The organism is Massilia sp. CCM 8734 (assembly GCF_011682155.1).
Classification (GTDB): domain Bacteria; phylum Pseudomonadota; class Gammaproteobacteria; order Burkholderiales; family Burkholderiaceae_D; genus Telluria_A; species Telluria_A rubra.
The window spans coordinates 47021-59271 of record NZ_WHJI01000021.1; the positions used below are offsets into that span (position 1 = coordinate 47021).

The following is a 12251-nucleotide window of genomic DNA, read 5'->3' on the forward strand; positions in this document are numbered from 1 at the left end:
TCCAATGACACGCGATTCCCGCCCTCGGCTCAAGCTCTCGTTCAAGTACCAGCAAGGCAATACCCTCACCGGCATCGTCATCGGCCTGATCGTGGGCCTGGTGATCGCTGTCGCGGTCGCGCTGGCGATCACCAAGGGTGCGACGCCGTTTACCGATAAAACCGGCAAGGCCGGCAAGATGACGGAACCGACCGCCGGCCAGGCGGCCGATCCGAACAAGCCGCTGTACGGGAACAAGGACGCGGCGCGCGCGGCCAACAAGCAGATCACCGACAAGCCCAAGCCAGGCACCCCGGCCGAAGCCGATCCGCTCGGCGCGGCCATCGCCAATATGAAAGAGAAACCGGCCTTGGCGGTCACGCCGCCGCCCGCACCGAAGCCGGCGCCAACCCTGGTGGCCGCCGCCCCGGCCCAGAACGTGGCGCCGTCGGCCGCCGCCGAACCGGCCGAGGACAAGATCACTTACTACCTGCAGGCCGGCGCCTTCCGCGAAGTGGGCGACGCCGAGAACACGCGCGCCAAGCTGGCGCTGCTCGGCTTCGAAGCGGTCATCAGCGAGCGTGCCAACGACAGCGGCGTGCTGCACCGGGTGCGCATCGGCCCCTTCGGCCAGGTCGAGTCGATGAACAAGGCGCGCGCCAAGCTGGTCGACGCCGGCATCGACGTGGCCATCGTACGCAACCAGAAATAACCACGGATCACACACATGCCTACTCTTTTCAAGATCATGCTCGCGCTGGCGCTAGGTGGTCACCTCGCCAGCGCGGGCGCCAGCGCCACCGCCTCGCCCGAGCAGCCGTCCAGCGGCGTCGAATACGCCACCCTGGCCGCGACCCAGAACACCGACGCCGGCCAGAAGATCGAAGTGACCGAGTTTTTCGCCTACTACTGCCCTCACTGCGCCAGCTTCGAGCCGGTGCTGGCCGAGTGGGTCAAAAAGAACAGCGACAAGATCGTCTTCAAGCGCGTCCACCTGGGCCATACGCCGGCCGTGGTGCCGCAGCAGCGCCTGTACTACACGCTCGAATCGATGGGCATCGCGCCGCAGTACCACGCCAAGGTGTTTACCGCGATGCATGAGCAGCACCAGCGCTTCGGCAACGACGAGCAGGTGTTCGACTGGGCCGCCGGCGCCGGCATCGACCGCGCCGCCTTCACCAATGCCTACCGCTCCTTCGGCATCCAGGCCAAGCTGGGACGCGCCAACGGCATGGTGGCCGCCTACAAGGTCCAGGACTGGCCGAAGATCGCCATCGCCGGCCGCTACCTGACCTCGCCCACCCAGGCCGGCTCGGCCGTGACTGACGCCAGCGAAGCGCAGCAGCAGCAGATGGCCCTGCAAGTGATGGATCACCTGGTCGCGAAAGCGGCCGCGGAAAAAAAATAGCCATGCTTGGCCGCGCCCCATGAACCGCGTGTTCATCACCGGCGCGTCGAGCGGACTGGGCGCGGCGCTGGCGCGCGAATACGCCGCGCGCGGCGCCACGCTCGGCCTGGTCGCGCGCCGCCGCGAGGCGCTCGACGCGCTGCGCGCGCAGTTGCCCCATCCGGAACGGCACTTGGTGTACGTGCTGGACGTGACCGACCGCGCCGCACTGGGCGCCGCCGCCGTCGATTTCATCGCCCGCTGCGGCGGGGCCGATATCGTCATCGCCTGCGCCGGCATTTCGGTCGGCACCCTGACCGAATACGCCGAAGACATGGCGGTGTTCGACGCCATCATCGCCACCAACGTCGGCGCCACCGTGGCCACCTTCGCGCCCTTCATCGCCACCATGAAAGCGCAGCACACGCCCTGCCGCCTGGTCGGTATCGGCAGCGTGGCCGGGGTGCGCGGCCTGCCCGGCGCCGGCGCCTACAGCGCGTCGAAGGCGGCTGTGCGCGTGTATTGCGAGTCGCTGCGGCTCGAACTCAAGCCGCACGGCATTGGCGTGGTGACCATCGCGCCGGGCTACATCGACACCCCCATGACCAAGCATAATTCCTATCCGATGCCGTTCCTGATGACACCAGGGCGCTTTGCCGCCAAGGCCGTAAAGACCATCGCCGCCGGCGCCACCTACCGCGTCATCCCGTGGCAGATGGGCGTGGTGGCCAAGTTGCTGCGGCTGCTGCCCGACGTCTTGTACGACCTGGCCTTCGTCAACGCGCCCCACAAGGCGCGCACGGCAAGCAATGCCAGCAAGGGCGCGCCATGAACGAGACCTTCGCCATGGATGCGGGCGCGATCGCACGCCACTATGGCGCGCCCGCCGGCGCGATCGACATCGAAGTGGTCACCGAAACCGGATCGACCAACGCCGACCTGCTGGCGCGCGCCGCCGGCCTGCGCCGCCCAGTGCTGCGCGTGGCCCTGCACCAGACGGCCGGACGCGGACGCGCGGGCCGCAGCTGGCTGTCCGCGCCCGGCACGGCGCTGACGTTTTCGCTGGCCTGGCATTTTGCCGGGCCGCTGCGCGAGCTGGCCGGGCTGCCGCTGGCGGTCGGCGTGGCGCTGGCCGACGCCCTCGGCGCGCTCGATGTGCCGGTCCAGCTCAAGTGGCCCAACGACGTGCTGCGCGACGGCGCCAAGCTGGCCGGGGTGCTGATCGAAACCCAGGCCGCCCCAAGCGGCGGCGTGTGGGCGGTGATCGGCGTCGGCCTCAATCTGCTCATGCCCGATGAAATCGAACAGCGCATCGGCCGCTCCGTGGCCGCCGCCCCGTGGCTGGCGCAGATGGACCGCAACGCGCTGATGGCGCAGCTCCTGGGTGCGCTGGCGGCCAACCTGGGCCAGTTCGCGCAGGACGGCTTTGCGCCCTTTTGCGCGCGCTGGAACCGCCTGCATGCCTGGCAGGGCGTGCCGGTGGTGATCATCGACCGCGGCGTGACGCTGCACGAAGGGGTGGCGGCCGGCGTGGACGATTGGGGGCGCCTGCTGCTCGACACGGCCGCCGGCCGCATCGCCATCGTGGCCGGCGACGTGTCGCTGCGGGAGGCCTAGCATGCTGCTATTGATCGACGCCGGCAATACGCGCATCAAGTGGGCCCTGGCCGACGAGGGCGCAGCGCCAGGCCAATGGCTAGCCAGCGGCGCCGTCACCCACGCCGACATCAATCACCTGCCGGCCAACTGGCCGGCGCAGGGCGTCACGCGCGCGCTGGTGTCGAACGTGGCCGGCAGCAAGCTGCGCGACCAGTTACAGCTGATGATGCCCAGCACCGACGTCACCTGGTTCGCATCAAAGGCGCAGCTGGCCGGCCTGCGCAACGCTTACCGCGATCCTTCCCAGCTCGGGTGCGACCGCTTCGCCGCCGCGCTCGGGGCGCGCGCACTCATGCCCGGCCAGGCCGTGATCGTGGCCACCTGCGGCACCGCCACCACCATCGACGCGGTCAGCGCCGACGGCGTGTTTTTGGGCGGGATGATCCTGCCCGGCCTGGGCCTGATGGCCACCTCGCTGGCGCGCAATACCGCGCAACTGCCCCAGGTGGCGCCCGGCGCCACCCTGCCGGCCGGCTTCGCCGACAATACCGCCGACGCCATCTTGTCCGGCTGCCTGTCGGCGCAGGCCGGCGCCATCGAACGCGCCTGCGCGCTGCACGGCGCCAGCGCCTGCATCGTCTCGGGCGGCGCGGCGCAGTACATCGGTCCCGTGCTGCGCCTGTCGATCGGCCACCGGATCGTCGATAATATCGTCCTGATCGGCCTTCATTCCACCGTCACGTCTTCGCCACTCCAGGATAGCCCGTGTTGAAATTCATATTTTGGACCCTTCTTGCCATCAATGCCGTGCTGTTCGCGTTCGGCCAGGGCATGCTCGGCAACTTCAGGGAAAACGAGCGCGAGCCGGCCCGCATGCGCAACCAGGTCGGCGCCGAAAACATCAAGCTGGTCGCGGCGCGCCCGCCGCCGCCGCCGCCGGATACCACCGTGGAGGTCGAGCCGGTCGCGCCGCCGCCAACGCCGGTGCTGGTGATGAGCAAAGCGCCGGCGCCGGCAGTTCCGAAGCCGGAACCGAAGCCGGAACCGAAGCCGGAGCTGCTCGCCTGCACCCTGGTGGGAAACTTTGCGCCGCCGGATGCGCGCCGCTTCGAAGCCTTGCTGGCGCCGCTGGCGCTGGGCCAGCGCCAGACGCGCGAGAACGTCGGCGTGCCCGAAGTGACCAGCCATATCGTGTTCATTCCTTCGCCAGGCAGCAAGGAAGCGGCCGACCGCAAGGCGGCCGAACTGAAGGAACTCGGGATCACCAGCTATTTCATCATGAACGACAACAGCCCGATGAAATACGCGATTTCGCTCGGTGTGTTCAAGTCGGAGACGTCGGCCCAGACCTTGCTGGCGACCTTGACCAAGCAGGGCGTGGTCGGCGCCAAGGTGGCCGGGCGCACCAGCCAGGCGACCAAAATGGCGTACCGCTTCCGCGCGCTGGAACCGGCGGCCAAGGCCAAGGTCGATGCGGTGCTGGCACGTTTTCCGGATCAGCAGGCGCGCAGCTGCAAATAAGGCGGCGGGAGTGCGGCCCGCTCAGCGCTGCACGATGATCGGTTTGAGGCGCAAGGTCGACGGCAGGTCGCGCAGCGCCCGCATGGCCTCGTCCCGGCTCGCGAACGGACCGCTGAACAGCCGGTGCAGCGCACCGCCCTGCACCACGGCCACGCCGGACAGCGCGCCGCCGGTGGCCGCGATCTGCGCGCGCACCTCGGCCGCCTTGTCGGCGCGGCTGAAGGCGCCGAGCTGCAGATAGAACCCGGATGGCGGCGCCGCTGGCGTCAAGGCCTGTGGCGGCGCCGGCGTGAGCACCAGCGCGCTGCTTTCGCCCGGCGGCGGCATGTCCACCGCCATCGTGTTCACTTCCCCGTCCGGTTCCGGCGCCAGGCGCCGGATGGTGGCGATGCGCTCCTGCGCGTTCGGCAGCAGCCTTTCGATTTCCACCGTGTGACTGCCCTTGCCGAGCAAGCCGAGTTTGAGCGCGGCCGTATACGACACGTCGACCACCCGGCTCGAATGAAACGGCCCGCGGTCGTTGATGCGCACCACCACCTGCTTGCCGCTATCGAGGCTGGTGATGCGCGCGTACGATGGAATCGGCAAGGTCGGATGGGCCGCCGTCATCTTGTACATGTCGTACAGTTCCCCCGACGAGGTTTTCTGGCCGTGGAATTTTTTGCCGTACCAGCTGCCCACGCCGCGCTGCCTGAAGGGCTGCTCGCCCAACATCGGGGTATAGGTTTTGCCGAACACGACGTAGGGCCGGTTGGCGTAGCGCGCGTAGGGCTCGTTCTTGACCACGGCGTCTGGCACGTCGTTCAGGTTGGGCGGCGGATTGTCGCCCGGGCCGTCATCCTGGTAGTAGCCGCCGCGCCCGGAACCGGCGCGCGGCAGGGATGGCAGCTCGCCATGCTTGGCCGGCTTGGCGCCCGGCGACGGGAACGGCAGGATGCGCCGGTGGCCTTCCGAATCGGTCCCGCAGGCGCTCAGAAAAAAGGCCAGTGCGCATAGCGCAATGGAAGGTGGAAGCGTTTTTGATACCGCCATCGTGGCTCCGTGGTCAGGTTTGCACCAGCTTGCGGTGCCGCTGGATACTCATCAGTATACCTGCCCCGAGTCCGAGGGTCACAAAAGCGGTCCCGCCATAGCTCATGAACGGCAGCGGCACGCCCACCACCGGCAGGATGCCGCTGACCATGCTCATGTTCACAAAGGCGTACGTAAAGAAGATCATCGTGATCGCGCCGGCCAGCAAGCGCGAAAACAAGGTCGGTGCATTGGCCGCGATCATCATGCCGCGTCCGATCAGCAGCAGGTACAAGAGCAGCAGGCCGAGAAAGCCGATCAGCCCGAATTCCTCCGAAAACACGGAGAAGATAAAGTCGGTGGTGCGCTCGGGGATGAATTCGAGGTGGGCCTGGGTGCCCTTCATCCAGCCCTTGCCACTAACGCCACCCGAGCCGATCGCGATGGTCGACTGGATGATGTGAAAGCCCTTGCCCAGCGGGTCGGCGTAGGGATCGATCAGGGTCATCACCCGTTCGCGCTGGTAGTCGTGCATCAGCGACCAGGCCACCGGCAGGCTGGCGGCGCCGGCCACGAACAAGCCAATCAAGGCCTTCCACGACAGGCCGGCCAAAAAGATCACGTAAAAACCCGAGGCCAGCACCAGCAGCGACGTGCCCAGGTCGGGCTGCAGCTGGATCAGGCCGACCGGCACGGCCAGCAGCGCGGTGGCGATGATGAACGAATGCCAGCGCACCAGCCCCGCCTTCTGGTGGAAGTACCAGGCCAGCATCAGCGGCATGGCGATTTTCATGATCTCGGACGGCTGGATGTCGAAGCCGATGTGCAGCCAGCGGCGCGCGCCCTTCTTGATCACGCCGAACATGAACACCGCAACGAGCAGGGTCACGCCGATCGTGTAGACCGGCACGGCCAGGCGCATCAGCGTCTGCGGCGGCACCTGGGCCGCCAGCCACATGACCACGAAGGCGATCATCATGTTGCGCAACTGGCCTTCGATGCGGCCGGGAAAGTCAGCGCCGGCCGAGTACATCGTCACCAGGCTGGTACACAGCAGCATGAAAATGACCATGGCCAGCGGCGCGTCGAATACCAGCAGGTAGGGTTTGGCGCGTCGCCATAGCGAGCGTCGTTCGTTCAGGCGCATGGCGTCAGTCCTTTGGCGCCGGCGTTTCGGCGCCCGGCTTGTATGGCATTTCGGTGGCGGTGTCGGCCTTGAATTCTTCGAGCGGCACCAGTTCCACATCTTCCTTCGGCACCTTGGTGCCGTCCTTGCCGGCCGGGCGCTTGCCCAGCAGGTAGTAGTCGAGCGCCTTGCGCGCGATCGGAGCGGCCACCGCGGAGCCGAAGCCGGCGTTTTCGACGATCAGCGCCAGGGCGATGCGCGGCTTGTCGGCCGGCGCGAAGGTGATGTACAGCGAATTGTCGCGCAGTCGTTCGTTGACGTTCTTGGCGTTGTACTTTTCGCCGCGCCGCAGGCCCACCGCCTGCGAGGTGCCGGTCTTGCCGGCCGAGACGTAGCCGGCGCCGGCGAACACGGTCTTGCCGGTGCCGCGCTCGGAGACGCCGACCATGGCGCGCTTGATGAAATCGATATTTTCCTGGCGCAGCGGGATGCGCGCGCTTTCCTTCGGCACCGTCAGGGTGCGCGCGCGCGTGACGCTGTCTTCGACGATCTTGACCAGGTGCGGCTTCATCACCACGCCGTTGTTGGCCAGCGTGGCCACCGCGTGCGACAGCTGCAGCATGGTGTAGCTGTTGAAACCCTGGCCGATCGAGACGTTGACGGTATCGCCGCCGACCCAGGTCTGCATCAGCTTGTTTTTGGCGAAACGGCCGCGCTTCCAGTCTTTCGACGGCAACACCCCGGTCTTTTCGTTTTCCAGGTCGATCCCGGTTTTCTGGCCGAAGCCGAACGGCTTCATGAAGTCGTGGATGGCGTCGATCCCGAGTTCGTTCCCGAGCTGGTAATAATAGGTATTGCATGAAATGACGATCGAATCGGTCATGCTGACCATGCCGTGCCCGCCCACCTTGTCGTCCTTCCAGGTGTGGCCGCCCAGGGTGAAGTAGCCGGCGTCCGAAATCGTGTGGTTCTGGGTGCGCTTGCCCAGTTCCAGCGCGGCCAGCGCCATGAACGGCTTGAAGGTCGATCCGGGTGGATAGGTACCCTGCAGCGGGCGGTTCATCAGCGGGCGGTCGAGCGAGGTATTGAGTTCGTTCCAGCTCTGGGTGTCGATGCCGTCGACGAACAGGTTCGGGTCGAAGCCGGGGCGCGAGACGTAGGCCAGGATGTCGCCCGTCTCCGGCTCGATGGCGACCAGCGCGCCGCGGTATTCGCCGAAGGCGTCTTCAATGATCTTTTGCAGCTCGATGTCGATCGAGAGGATCAGGTTGCTGCCGGGGGTCGCTTCCGTGCGCGACAGGATGCTGACCGCGCGCCCGCTGGCGGTGCGGATGATCTTCTGGTAGCCGGTGCGCCCGTGCAGCTGCTCTTCGTAGCTTTTTTCCAGCCCTTCCTTGCCGATATGGTCGGTGCCGTTGTAGTTCGCCTTGTCGGGCCGCTCGTCGAGCTCCTTCGATTCCTTCTGGTTGATGCGGCCGATGTAGCCGATCACGTGCGAGGCCGCTTCGCCCAGCGGGTACTGGCGGAACAGGCGCGCCTGCACCTCCACGCCGGGAAAACGGAAACGCTGGGCGGCGAAGCGCGCCACTTCGTCGTCGGTCAGGCGGGTGCGCAGCGGCACGCTCTCGAAGTTCTTCGACTCGGCCAGCAAGCTCTTGAACCGCTTGCGGTCCTTCGGTTCGATCTCGATCAGCGTGGAGAGCTCGTCGATCACCGAGTCGAGCGTGTTGCGCAGCTTGGACTGGGTGATTTCGAGCGTGTAGGCCGAGTAGTTGCGCGCCAGGACCACGCCCTTGCGGTCGACGATCAGGCCGCGGTTGGGCACGATCGGGACGATGGCGATGCGGTTGTCCTCGGCCTGTACCGCAAAGCCGTCGTGCTTGACCACGGTCAGGTTGACCATGCGCCCGATCAGCACGGAAAAGCTGATGAACACCAGCACCATAAGCGCCAGCACGCGCATGCGGAACAGGTGGATTTCGCGGTCGTTATTGGTTAATTCAGTCATGACGCATCCGCACCATCAGATCGGGCGGGTATGGTCGCGGTCCACGGCGCGCCGCTGGGGCGCGAGCAGCATCCAGGTAATCACCGGCCACAGGGCAATGGCCACCACGCTTTCGATGAAGTGCGTCCAGTCGGGAAATTTGCCCGAGACGATCACGCGCACCACCAACTGGATCGCCTGGGTGGCCAGCAGCAGCGGAAACACGTGCAGCGCCTGGGTCAGCACCGGGAACCACAGCACGCGGCGGTGGATCATGATGGCCAGGTAGGACAGCAAGGTGTAGGCCAGCGCGTTCTCGCCGAGCAGGGTCGCTTCGTGCACGTCCATCAGCAAGCCCATGAAAAAGGCCACGCCGATGCCGACCTTGCGCGGCTGGTGGATGCCCCAGAAAACCAGCACCAGCGCCACGAAGTCGGGCGCGCCGACCCAATGCCCCCAGGGCAGCAGATTGAGCATGAAGGCGCAGGTCAGGCTGAACGTAATGAACAGCGGGCTGACGGGCAGCAGGATGTAATGCGGGCGGTTCATCGGTTCGTATCCTTGGGTGCGGGCGCCGGCGTGGCGGCCGGTGCGGGCGTGGCGGCCGGTGCGACAGCCGCCGGTACCGGCGTGGCCGTCCTGGCCGGCGTGGGCGCCGCCTTGACCGGCGTGGCGCCCGCCCTGGCCGGGGTGGCGCCCGTCTTGGCCGGGGTGGCGCCCGTCTTGGCCGGGGTGGCGTCCGTCCTGGCCGGCGGCGTTTTCGGCGCGTCGGCGGCAATCGGGACGGCGCCCTCTTTAATCGGTGTCATTTTCTGCAGGTTCTTCTTGGCCGGCACGGGCGGCTCGTCGTCCGGGCGCTGCGGCAGTTGCGGCAGCGTGGTCAAGATCAGCAGGTGGCGATTGCGGTCGATGCCGGCCAGCGGCTGGCACACCACGCCGCCAAACGCGCCGGCGCCGCTGGTCTCGACCTTGCTGACCTTGGCCACCGCCAGGCCGGCCGGGTAGACCCCGTCCATGCCCGAGGTGATCAGCACGTCGCCGACCTGGATGTCGGCATTCGGCGCGACAAAGCGCAGGTCGAGCGTGCCGGACTGGCCGCGCCCGTAGGCCACGCTGCGCAAGCCGTTGCGCAGCACCTGCACCGGAATGGCCTGTTCGCGGTCGGTCAGGAGCGTTACTTCAGAGGTGAACGGGAACACGCGCGTGACCTGGCCAACCACGCCGGCGTTGTCGATCACCGGCTGGCCGAGCGCCGCGCCGTGCTGGCTGCCGCGGTCGAGCACGATTTTACGGGTGGCGCTGTCGCGCGCGTCGTACAGGATTTCGCCCAGCATGGTCTTGACCGGCACATGCTCGCGCGCGCCGAGCAGTTTGCGCAACTGGGCGTTCTCGGTGCTCTGGAGCTGGGCTTGCTGGAGTTTTTCGGCGACCGCGACCTGCTCGATCTTGAGGTCGCGCACTTCCTGCTTGAGCGAGGAAACGGAAGAGAAATAGCCGCCCATGTTCGCCAGCGCGTCGCGCGGCATCAGGGCCGCCATCTGCAGCGGATAGAGTACCGTGCCGGCTACCTTGCGCACCGAGGACAACACCTGGACGCGGGCATCGATCATCAGCAGGGCGATCGAAATAAACGCAAAAACCGTCACCTTGACCCGGGCTGGGGCGCCTTGCTTGAAGAGTGGCGGAGGACTGTATTCCATGAAATCCAATAAGCGGGACTAAGGGCCAAGCGAGGGCCAGGCGAGAGCCCGGCGGGGCAACATCCGGGGACGGCGCGCCATGGTCAGACCTGCGGCTTGCATGCATTGTTCAATTGGGTCTGTCCCTGGTATCCCAATGCATTGCAAGCCGAAGATCTGAACGGTACGCCAGCCACGCCGGCAGTGCAAGCCGACACATCGCCGCGCGCGCGGCGCGCGGCGCGGCCTGCTTGCGATGACATTACTCGTACGAGAAGATCGAGCCCAACTTGTCCATCCGCTCGAGCGCCATGCCGGAGCCGCGCACCACGCAGGTCAGCGGATCTTCGGCCACCAGCACCGGCAAGCCGGTTTCTTCCATCAGCAGGCGATCGAGGTCGCGCAGCAGGGCGCCGCCGCCGGTGAGCATCATGCCTTTTTCGGCGATGTCGGCGCCCAGTTCCGGCGGGGTCTGCTCGAGCGCGTTCTTGACGGCCGAGACGATGTTATTGAGCGGATCGGTCAGCGCTTCGAGGATTTCGTTCGACGAAATGGTAAACGAACGCGGAATGCCTTCGGACAGGTTGCGGCCCTTGACTTCCATTTCCTTCACTTCCGAACCGGGGAAGGCGGAACCGATCGACTTCTTGATCGCTTCGGCCGTCTGTTCGCCGATCAGCATGCCGTAGTTGCGACGGATGTAGTTGACGATGGCTTCGTCGAACTTGTCGCCGCCGACCCGCACCGAGCCCTTGTAGACCATGCCGCCGAGCGAAATGATGCCCACTTCGGTGGTGCCGCCGCCGATGTCGACCACCATCGAGCCGGTCGCTTCGGATACCGGCAGGCCGGCGCCGATGGCCGCGGCCATCGGCTCTTCGATCAGGTACACCTGGGAGGCGCCGGCGCCGAGCGCCGATTCGCGGATCGCGCGCCGTTCGACCTGGGTCGAACCGCAGGGAACACAGATGATGATGCGGGGGGAAGGACGGAATACCTTGGAGTCGTGCACCATGCGGATGAACTGCTTGAGCATCTGTTCGGTGACGGTGAAGTCGGCGATCACGCCGTCTTTCATCGGGCGGATCGCCTCGATATTGCCCGGCACCTTGCCGAGCATTTGCTTTGCCTGTTTGCCGACCGCCTGGATCGTCTTTTTGCCGTTCGGGCCGCCTTCCTGGCGGATCGCAACAACCGAAGGTTCGTCGAGGAGAATGCCTTCCCCGCGCACATAAATCAGGGTGTTCGCCGTACCGAGGTCAATGGCCAGATCGCGGGAAAAGTAGCTGCGTAAAAAACCAAACATGAGTGTCCTGATGCGCAACGGACTGCGCGTAAGCATTAAAATGAGTAGAGAAACGCTACGAAAAATACAGCCGCCGCGCGCTGACTACCCGCACCGGCACGGCTGTTTGGATGCTGCGGCCACTCCTATTCGGCGCCGACAACGCATTAGCCCGCCATTCTACCTTATAATTTGCGCGTTAATCGCTGAAAAACCGGTGTTTTGCGCGCCTATTCCCCCTGTGAGATCAGGGCCTTTAGGAAGCTTTTATCGGCTTTAGCGCTCTGTTATCGAAACTTCACTATTCGTCCACAGTTTATTTGTCCACACTTTTTTGAACGCGGCCCGCGCCGCGCAAATTCCATGTCCCTGACACTTTCAGAAGTAGTACGCATCGCCAATCTGGCCCAGCTCGAGATGGACCAGGCCTACGCCGAGACCGCCCTGGTGGAATTGAACGGTATTTTCGCCCTGGCCGAGCAGATGAAGAACGTCGACACCAGCGGCGTGGAGCCGCTCTCGCACCCGCTGGCGGCGATCCTGGGCAAGCTGCCGCTGCGCCTGCGCGACGACGTCGTTACCGAGGAAAACGCGCGCGTAGCCTACCAGGCGCCGGCGCCGAAGACCCAGGACGGCCTGTACCTGGTGCCGCAAGTGATCGAATAAGGTCCCCTGAG

General features: G+C 65.9%; 13 protein-coding genes. 7 read left to right on the plus strand and 6 right to left on the minus strand.

The window, feature by feature from the left end:
• Window positions 1–4 precede the first annotated feature (4 nt).
• Genes F2P46_RS19525 through F2P46_RS19550 form a run of 6 tightly spaced genes read left to right on the plus strand, consistent with a single transcriptional unit; the run spans window position 5 to window position 4486 of the window.
• Entirely contained in the window at window positions 5–691 is a 687-nt protein-coding gene (locus F2P46_RS19525) for an SPOR domain-containing protein (protein WP_166893210.1), read from the plus strand.
• Between the two features lie 15 nt (window positions 692–706).
• Entirely contained in the window at window positions 707–1387 is a 681-nt protein-coding gene (locus F2P46_RS19530; protein WP_166893212.1) for a thiol:disulfide interchange protein DsbA/DsbL, read from the plus strand.
• A gap of 19 nt (window positions 1388–1406) precedes the next feature.
• The gene (locus F2P46_RS19535; RefSeq protein WP_166893214.1) at window positions 1407–2198 is read left to right on the plus strand and encodes an SDR family oxidoreductase; all 792 of its coding nucleotides are present in this window, start codon (window positions 1407–1409) and stop codon (window positions 2196–2198) included.
• A 14-nt stretch (window positions 2199–2212) separates the two neighbouring features.
• Complete coding sequence (locus F2P46_RS19540; RefSeq protein ID WP_229509362.1) at window positions 2213–2983, plus strand: biotin--[acetyl-CoA-carboxylase] ligase; 771 nt, start codon at window positions 2213–2215, stop codon at window positions 2981–2983.
• A gap of 1 nt (window position 2984) precedes the next feature.
• Window positions 2985–3737, plus strand: coding sequence for a type III pantothenate kinase (locus F2P46_RS19545; RefSeq protein WP_166893218.1), 753 nt, complete (start codon window positions 2985–2987; stop codon window positions 3735–3737).
• Entirely contained in the window at window positions 3731–4486 is a 756-nt protein-coding gene (locus tag F2P46_RS19550) for an SPOR domain-containing protein (protein WP_166893219.1), read from the plus strand. The genes F2P46_RS19545 and F2P46_RS19550 overlap by 7 nt, the downstream gene beginning before the upstream one ends.
• A gap of 21 nt (window positions 4487–4507) precedes the next feature.
• On the opposite strand, the gene F2P46_RS19555 is transcribed toward F2P46_RS19550, so the two are convergent.
• The 6 genes from F2P46_RS19555 to F2P46_RS19580 all read right to left on the minus strand — a co-directional run bounded on the left by F2P46_RS19555 (window position 4508) and on the right by F2P46_RS19580 (window position 11595).
• Window positions 4508–5518 carry a septal ring lytic transglycosylase RlpA family protein gene (locus F2P46_RS19555; protein ID WP_166893221.1) on the minus strand — a complete coding sequence of 337 codons (1011 nt, stop codon included), beginning with the start codon at window positions 5516–5518 and terminating at the stop codon, window positions 4508–4510.
• Window positions 5519–5531: 13 nt separating this feature from the next.
• Window positions 5532–6644, minus strand: a complete 1113-nt coding sequence (gene rodA, locus F2P46_RS19560; protein ID WP_166893223.1) for a rod shape-determining protein RodA — start codon at window positions 6642–6644, stop codon at window positions 5532–5534.
• Between the two features lie 4 nt (window positions 6645–6648).
• Window positions 6649–8631, minus strand: a complete 1983-nt coding sequence (gene mrdA, locus F2P46_RS19565; RefSeq protein ID WP_166893225.1) for a penicillin-binding protein 2 — start codon at window positions 8629–8631, stop codon at window positions 6649–6651.
• A gap of 15 nt (window positions 8632–8646) precedes the next feature.
• Window positions 8647–9159 carry a rod shape-determining protein MreD gene (gene mreD / locus F2P46_RS19570; protein WP_166893227.1) on the minus strand — a complete coding sequence of 171 codons (513 nt, stop codon included), beginning with the start codon at window positions 9157–9159 and terminating at the stop codon, window positions 8647–8649.
• Entirely contained in the window at window positions 9156–10310 is a 1155-nt protein-coding gene (mreC, locus tag F2P46_RS19575) for a rod shape-determining protein MreC (protein ID WP_166893229.1), read from the minus strand. Before mreC ends, mreD begins: the two co-directional genes overlap by 4 nt.
• Before the next feature lie 241 nt (window positions 10311–10551).
• Window positions 10552–11595 (minus strand): rod shape-determining protein, encoded by a 1044-nt coding sequence (locus F2P46_RS19580; protein WP_166893231.1) that lies wholly within the window; start codon window positions 11593–11595, stop codon window positions 10552–10554.
• Between the two features lie 342 nt (window positions 11596–11937).
• Between F2P46_RS19580 and gatC the strand changes: the two genes are divergently transcribed.
• A complete protein-coding gene (gatC, locus tag F2P46_RS19585) occupies window positions 11938–12240 on the plus strand; it encodes an Asp-tRNA(Asn)/Glu-tRNA(Gln) amidotransferase subunit GatC (protein ID WP_166893233.1) in 303 nt (100 codons plus the stop codon).
• Window positions 12241–12251: the final 11 nt, after the last annotated feature.

Excerpts from the sequence above, each read along its gene's own strand:
- F2P46_RS19525 (WP_166893210.1), top strand. The coding sequence starts at position 5 with ATGACACGCGATTCCCGCCCTCGGCTCAAGCTCTCGTTCAAGTACCAG.
- F2P46_RS19530 (WP_166893212.1), top strand. The coding sequence starts at position 707 with ATGCCTACTCTTTTCAAGATCATGCTCGCGCTGGCGCTAGGTGGTCAC.
- F2P46_RS19535 (WP_166893214.1), top strand. The coding sequence starts at position 1,407 with ATGAACCGCGTGTTCATCACCGGCGCGTCGAGCGGACTGGGCGCGGCG.
- F2P46_RS19540 (WP_229509362.1), top strand. The coding sequence starts at position 2,213 with ATGGATGCGGGCGCGATCGCACGCCACTATGGCGCGCCCGCCGGCGCG.
- F2P46_RS19545 (WP_166893218.1), top strand. The coding sequence starts at position 2,985 with ATGCTGCTATTGATCGACGCCGGCAATACGCGCATCAAGTGGGCCCTG.
- F2P46_RS19555 (WP_166893221.1), bottom strand. The coding sequence starts at position 5,518 with ATGGCGGTATCAAAAACGCTTCCACCTTCCATTGCGCTATGCGCACTG.
- rodA (WP_166893223.1), bottom strand. The coding sequence starts at position 6,644 with ATGCGCCTGAACGAACGACGCTCGCTATGGCGACGCGCCAAACCCTAC.
- mrdA (WP_166893225.1), bottom strand. The coding sequence starts at position 8,631 with ATGACTGAATTAACCAATAACGACCGCGAAATCCACCTGTTCCGCATG.
- mreD (WP_166893227.1), bottom strand. The coding sequence starts at position 9,159 with ATGAACCGCCCGCATTACATCCTGCTGCCCGTCAGCCCGCTGTTCATT.
- mreC (WP_166893229.1), bottom strand. The coding sequence starts at position 10,310 with ATGGAATACAGTCCTCCGCCACTCTTCAAGCAAGGCGCCCCAGCCCGG.
- F2P46_RS19580 (WP_166893231.1), bottom strand. The coding sequence starts at position 11,595 with ATGTTTGGTTTTTTACGCAGCTACTTTTCCCGCGATCTGGCCATTGAC.
- gatC (WP_166893233.1), top strand. The coding sequence starts at position 11,938 with ATGTCCCTGACACTTTCAGAAGTAGTACGCATCGCCAATCTGGCCCAG.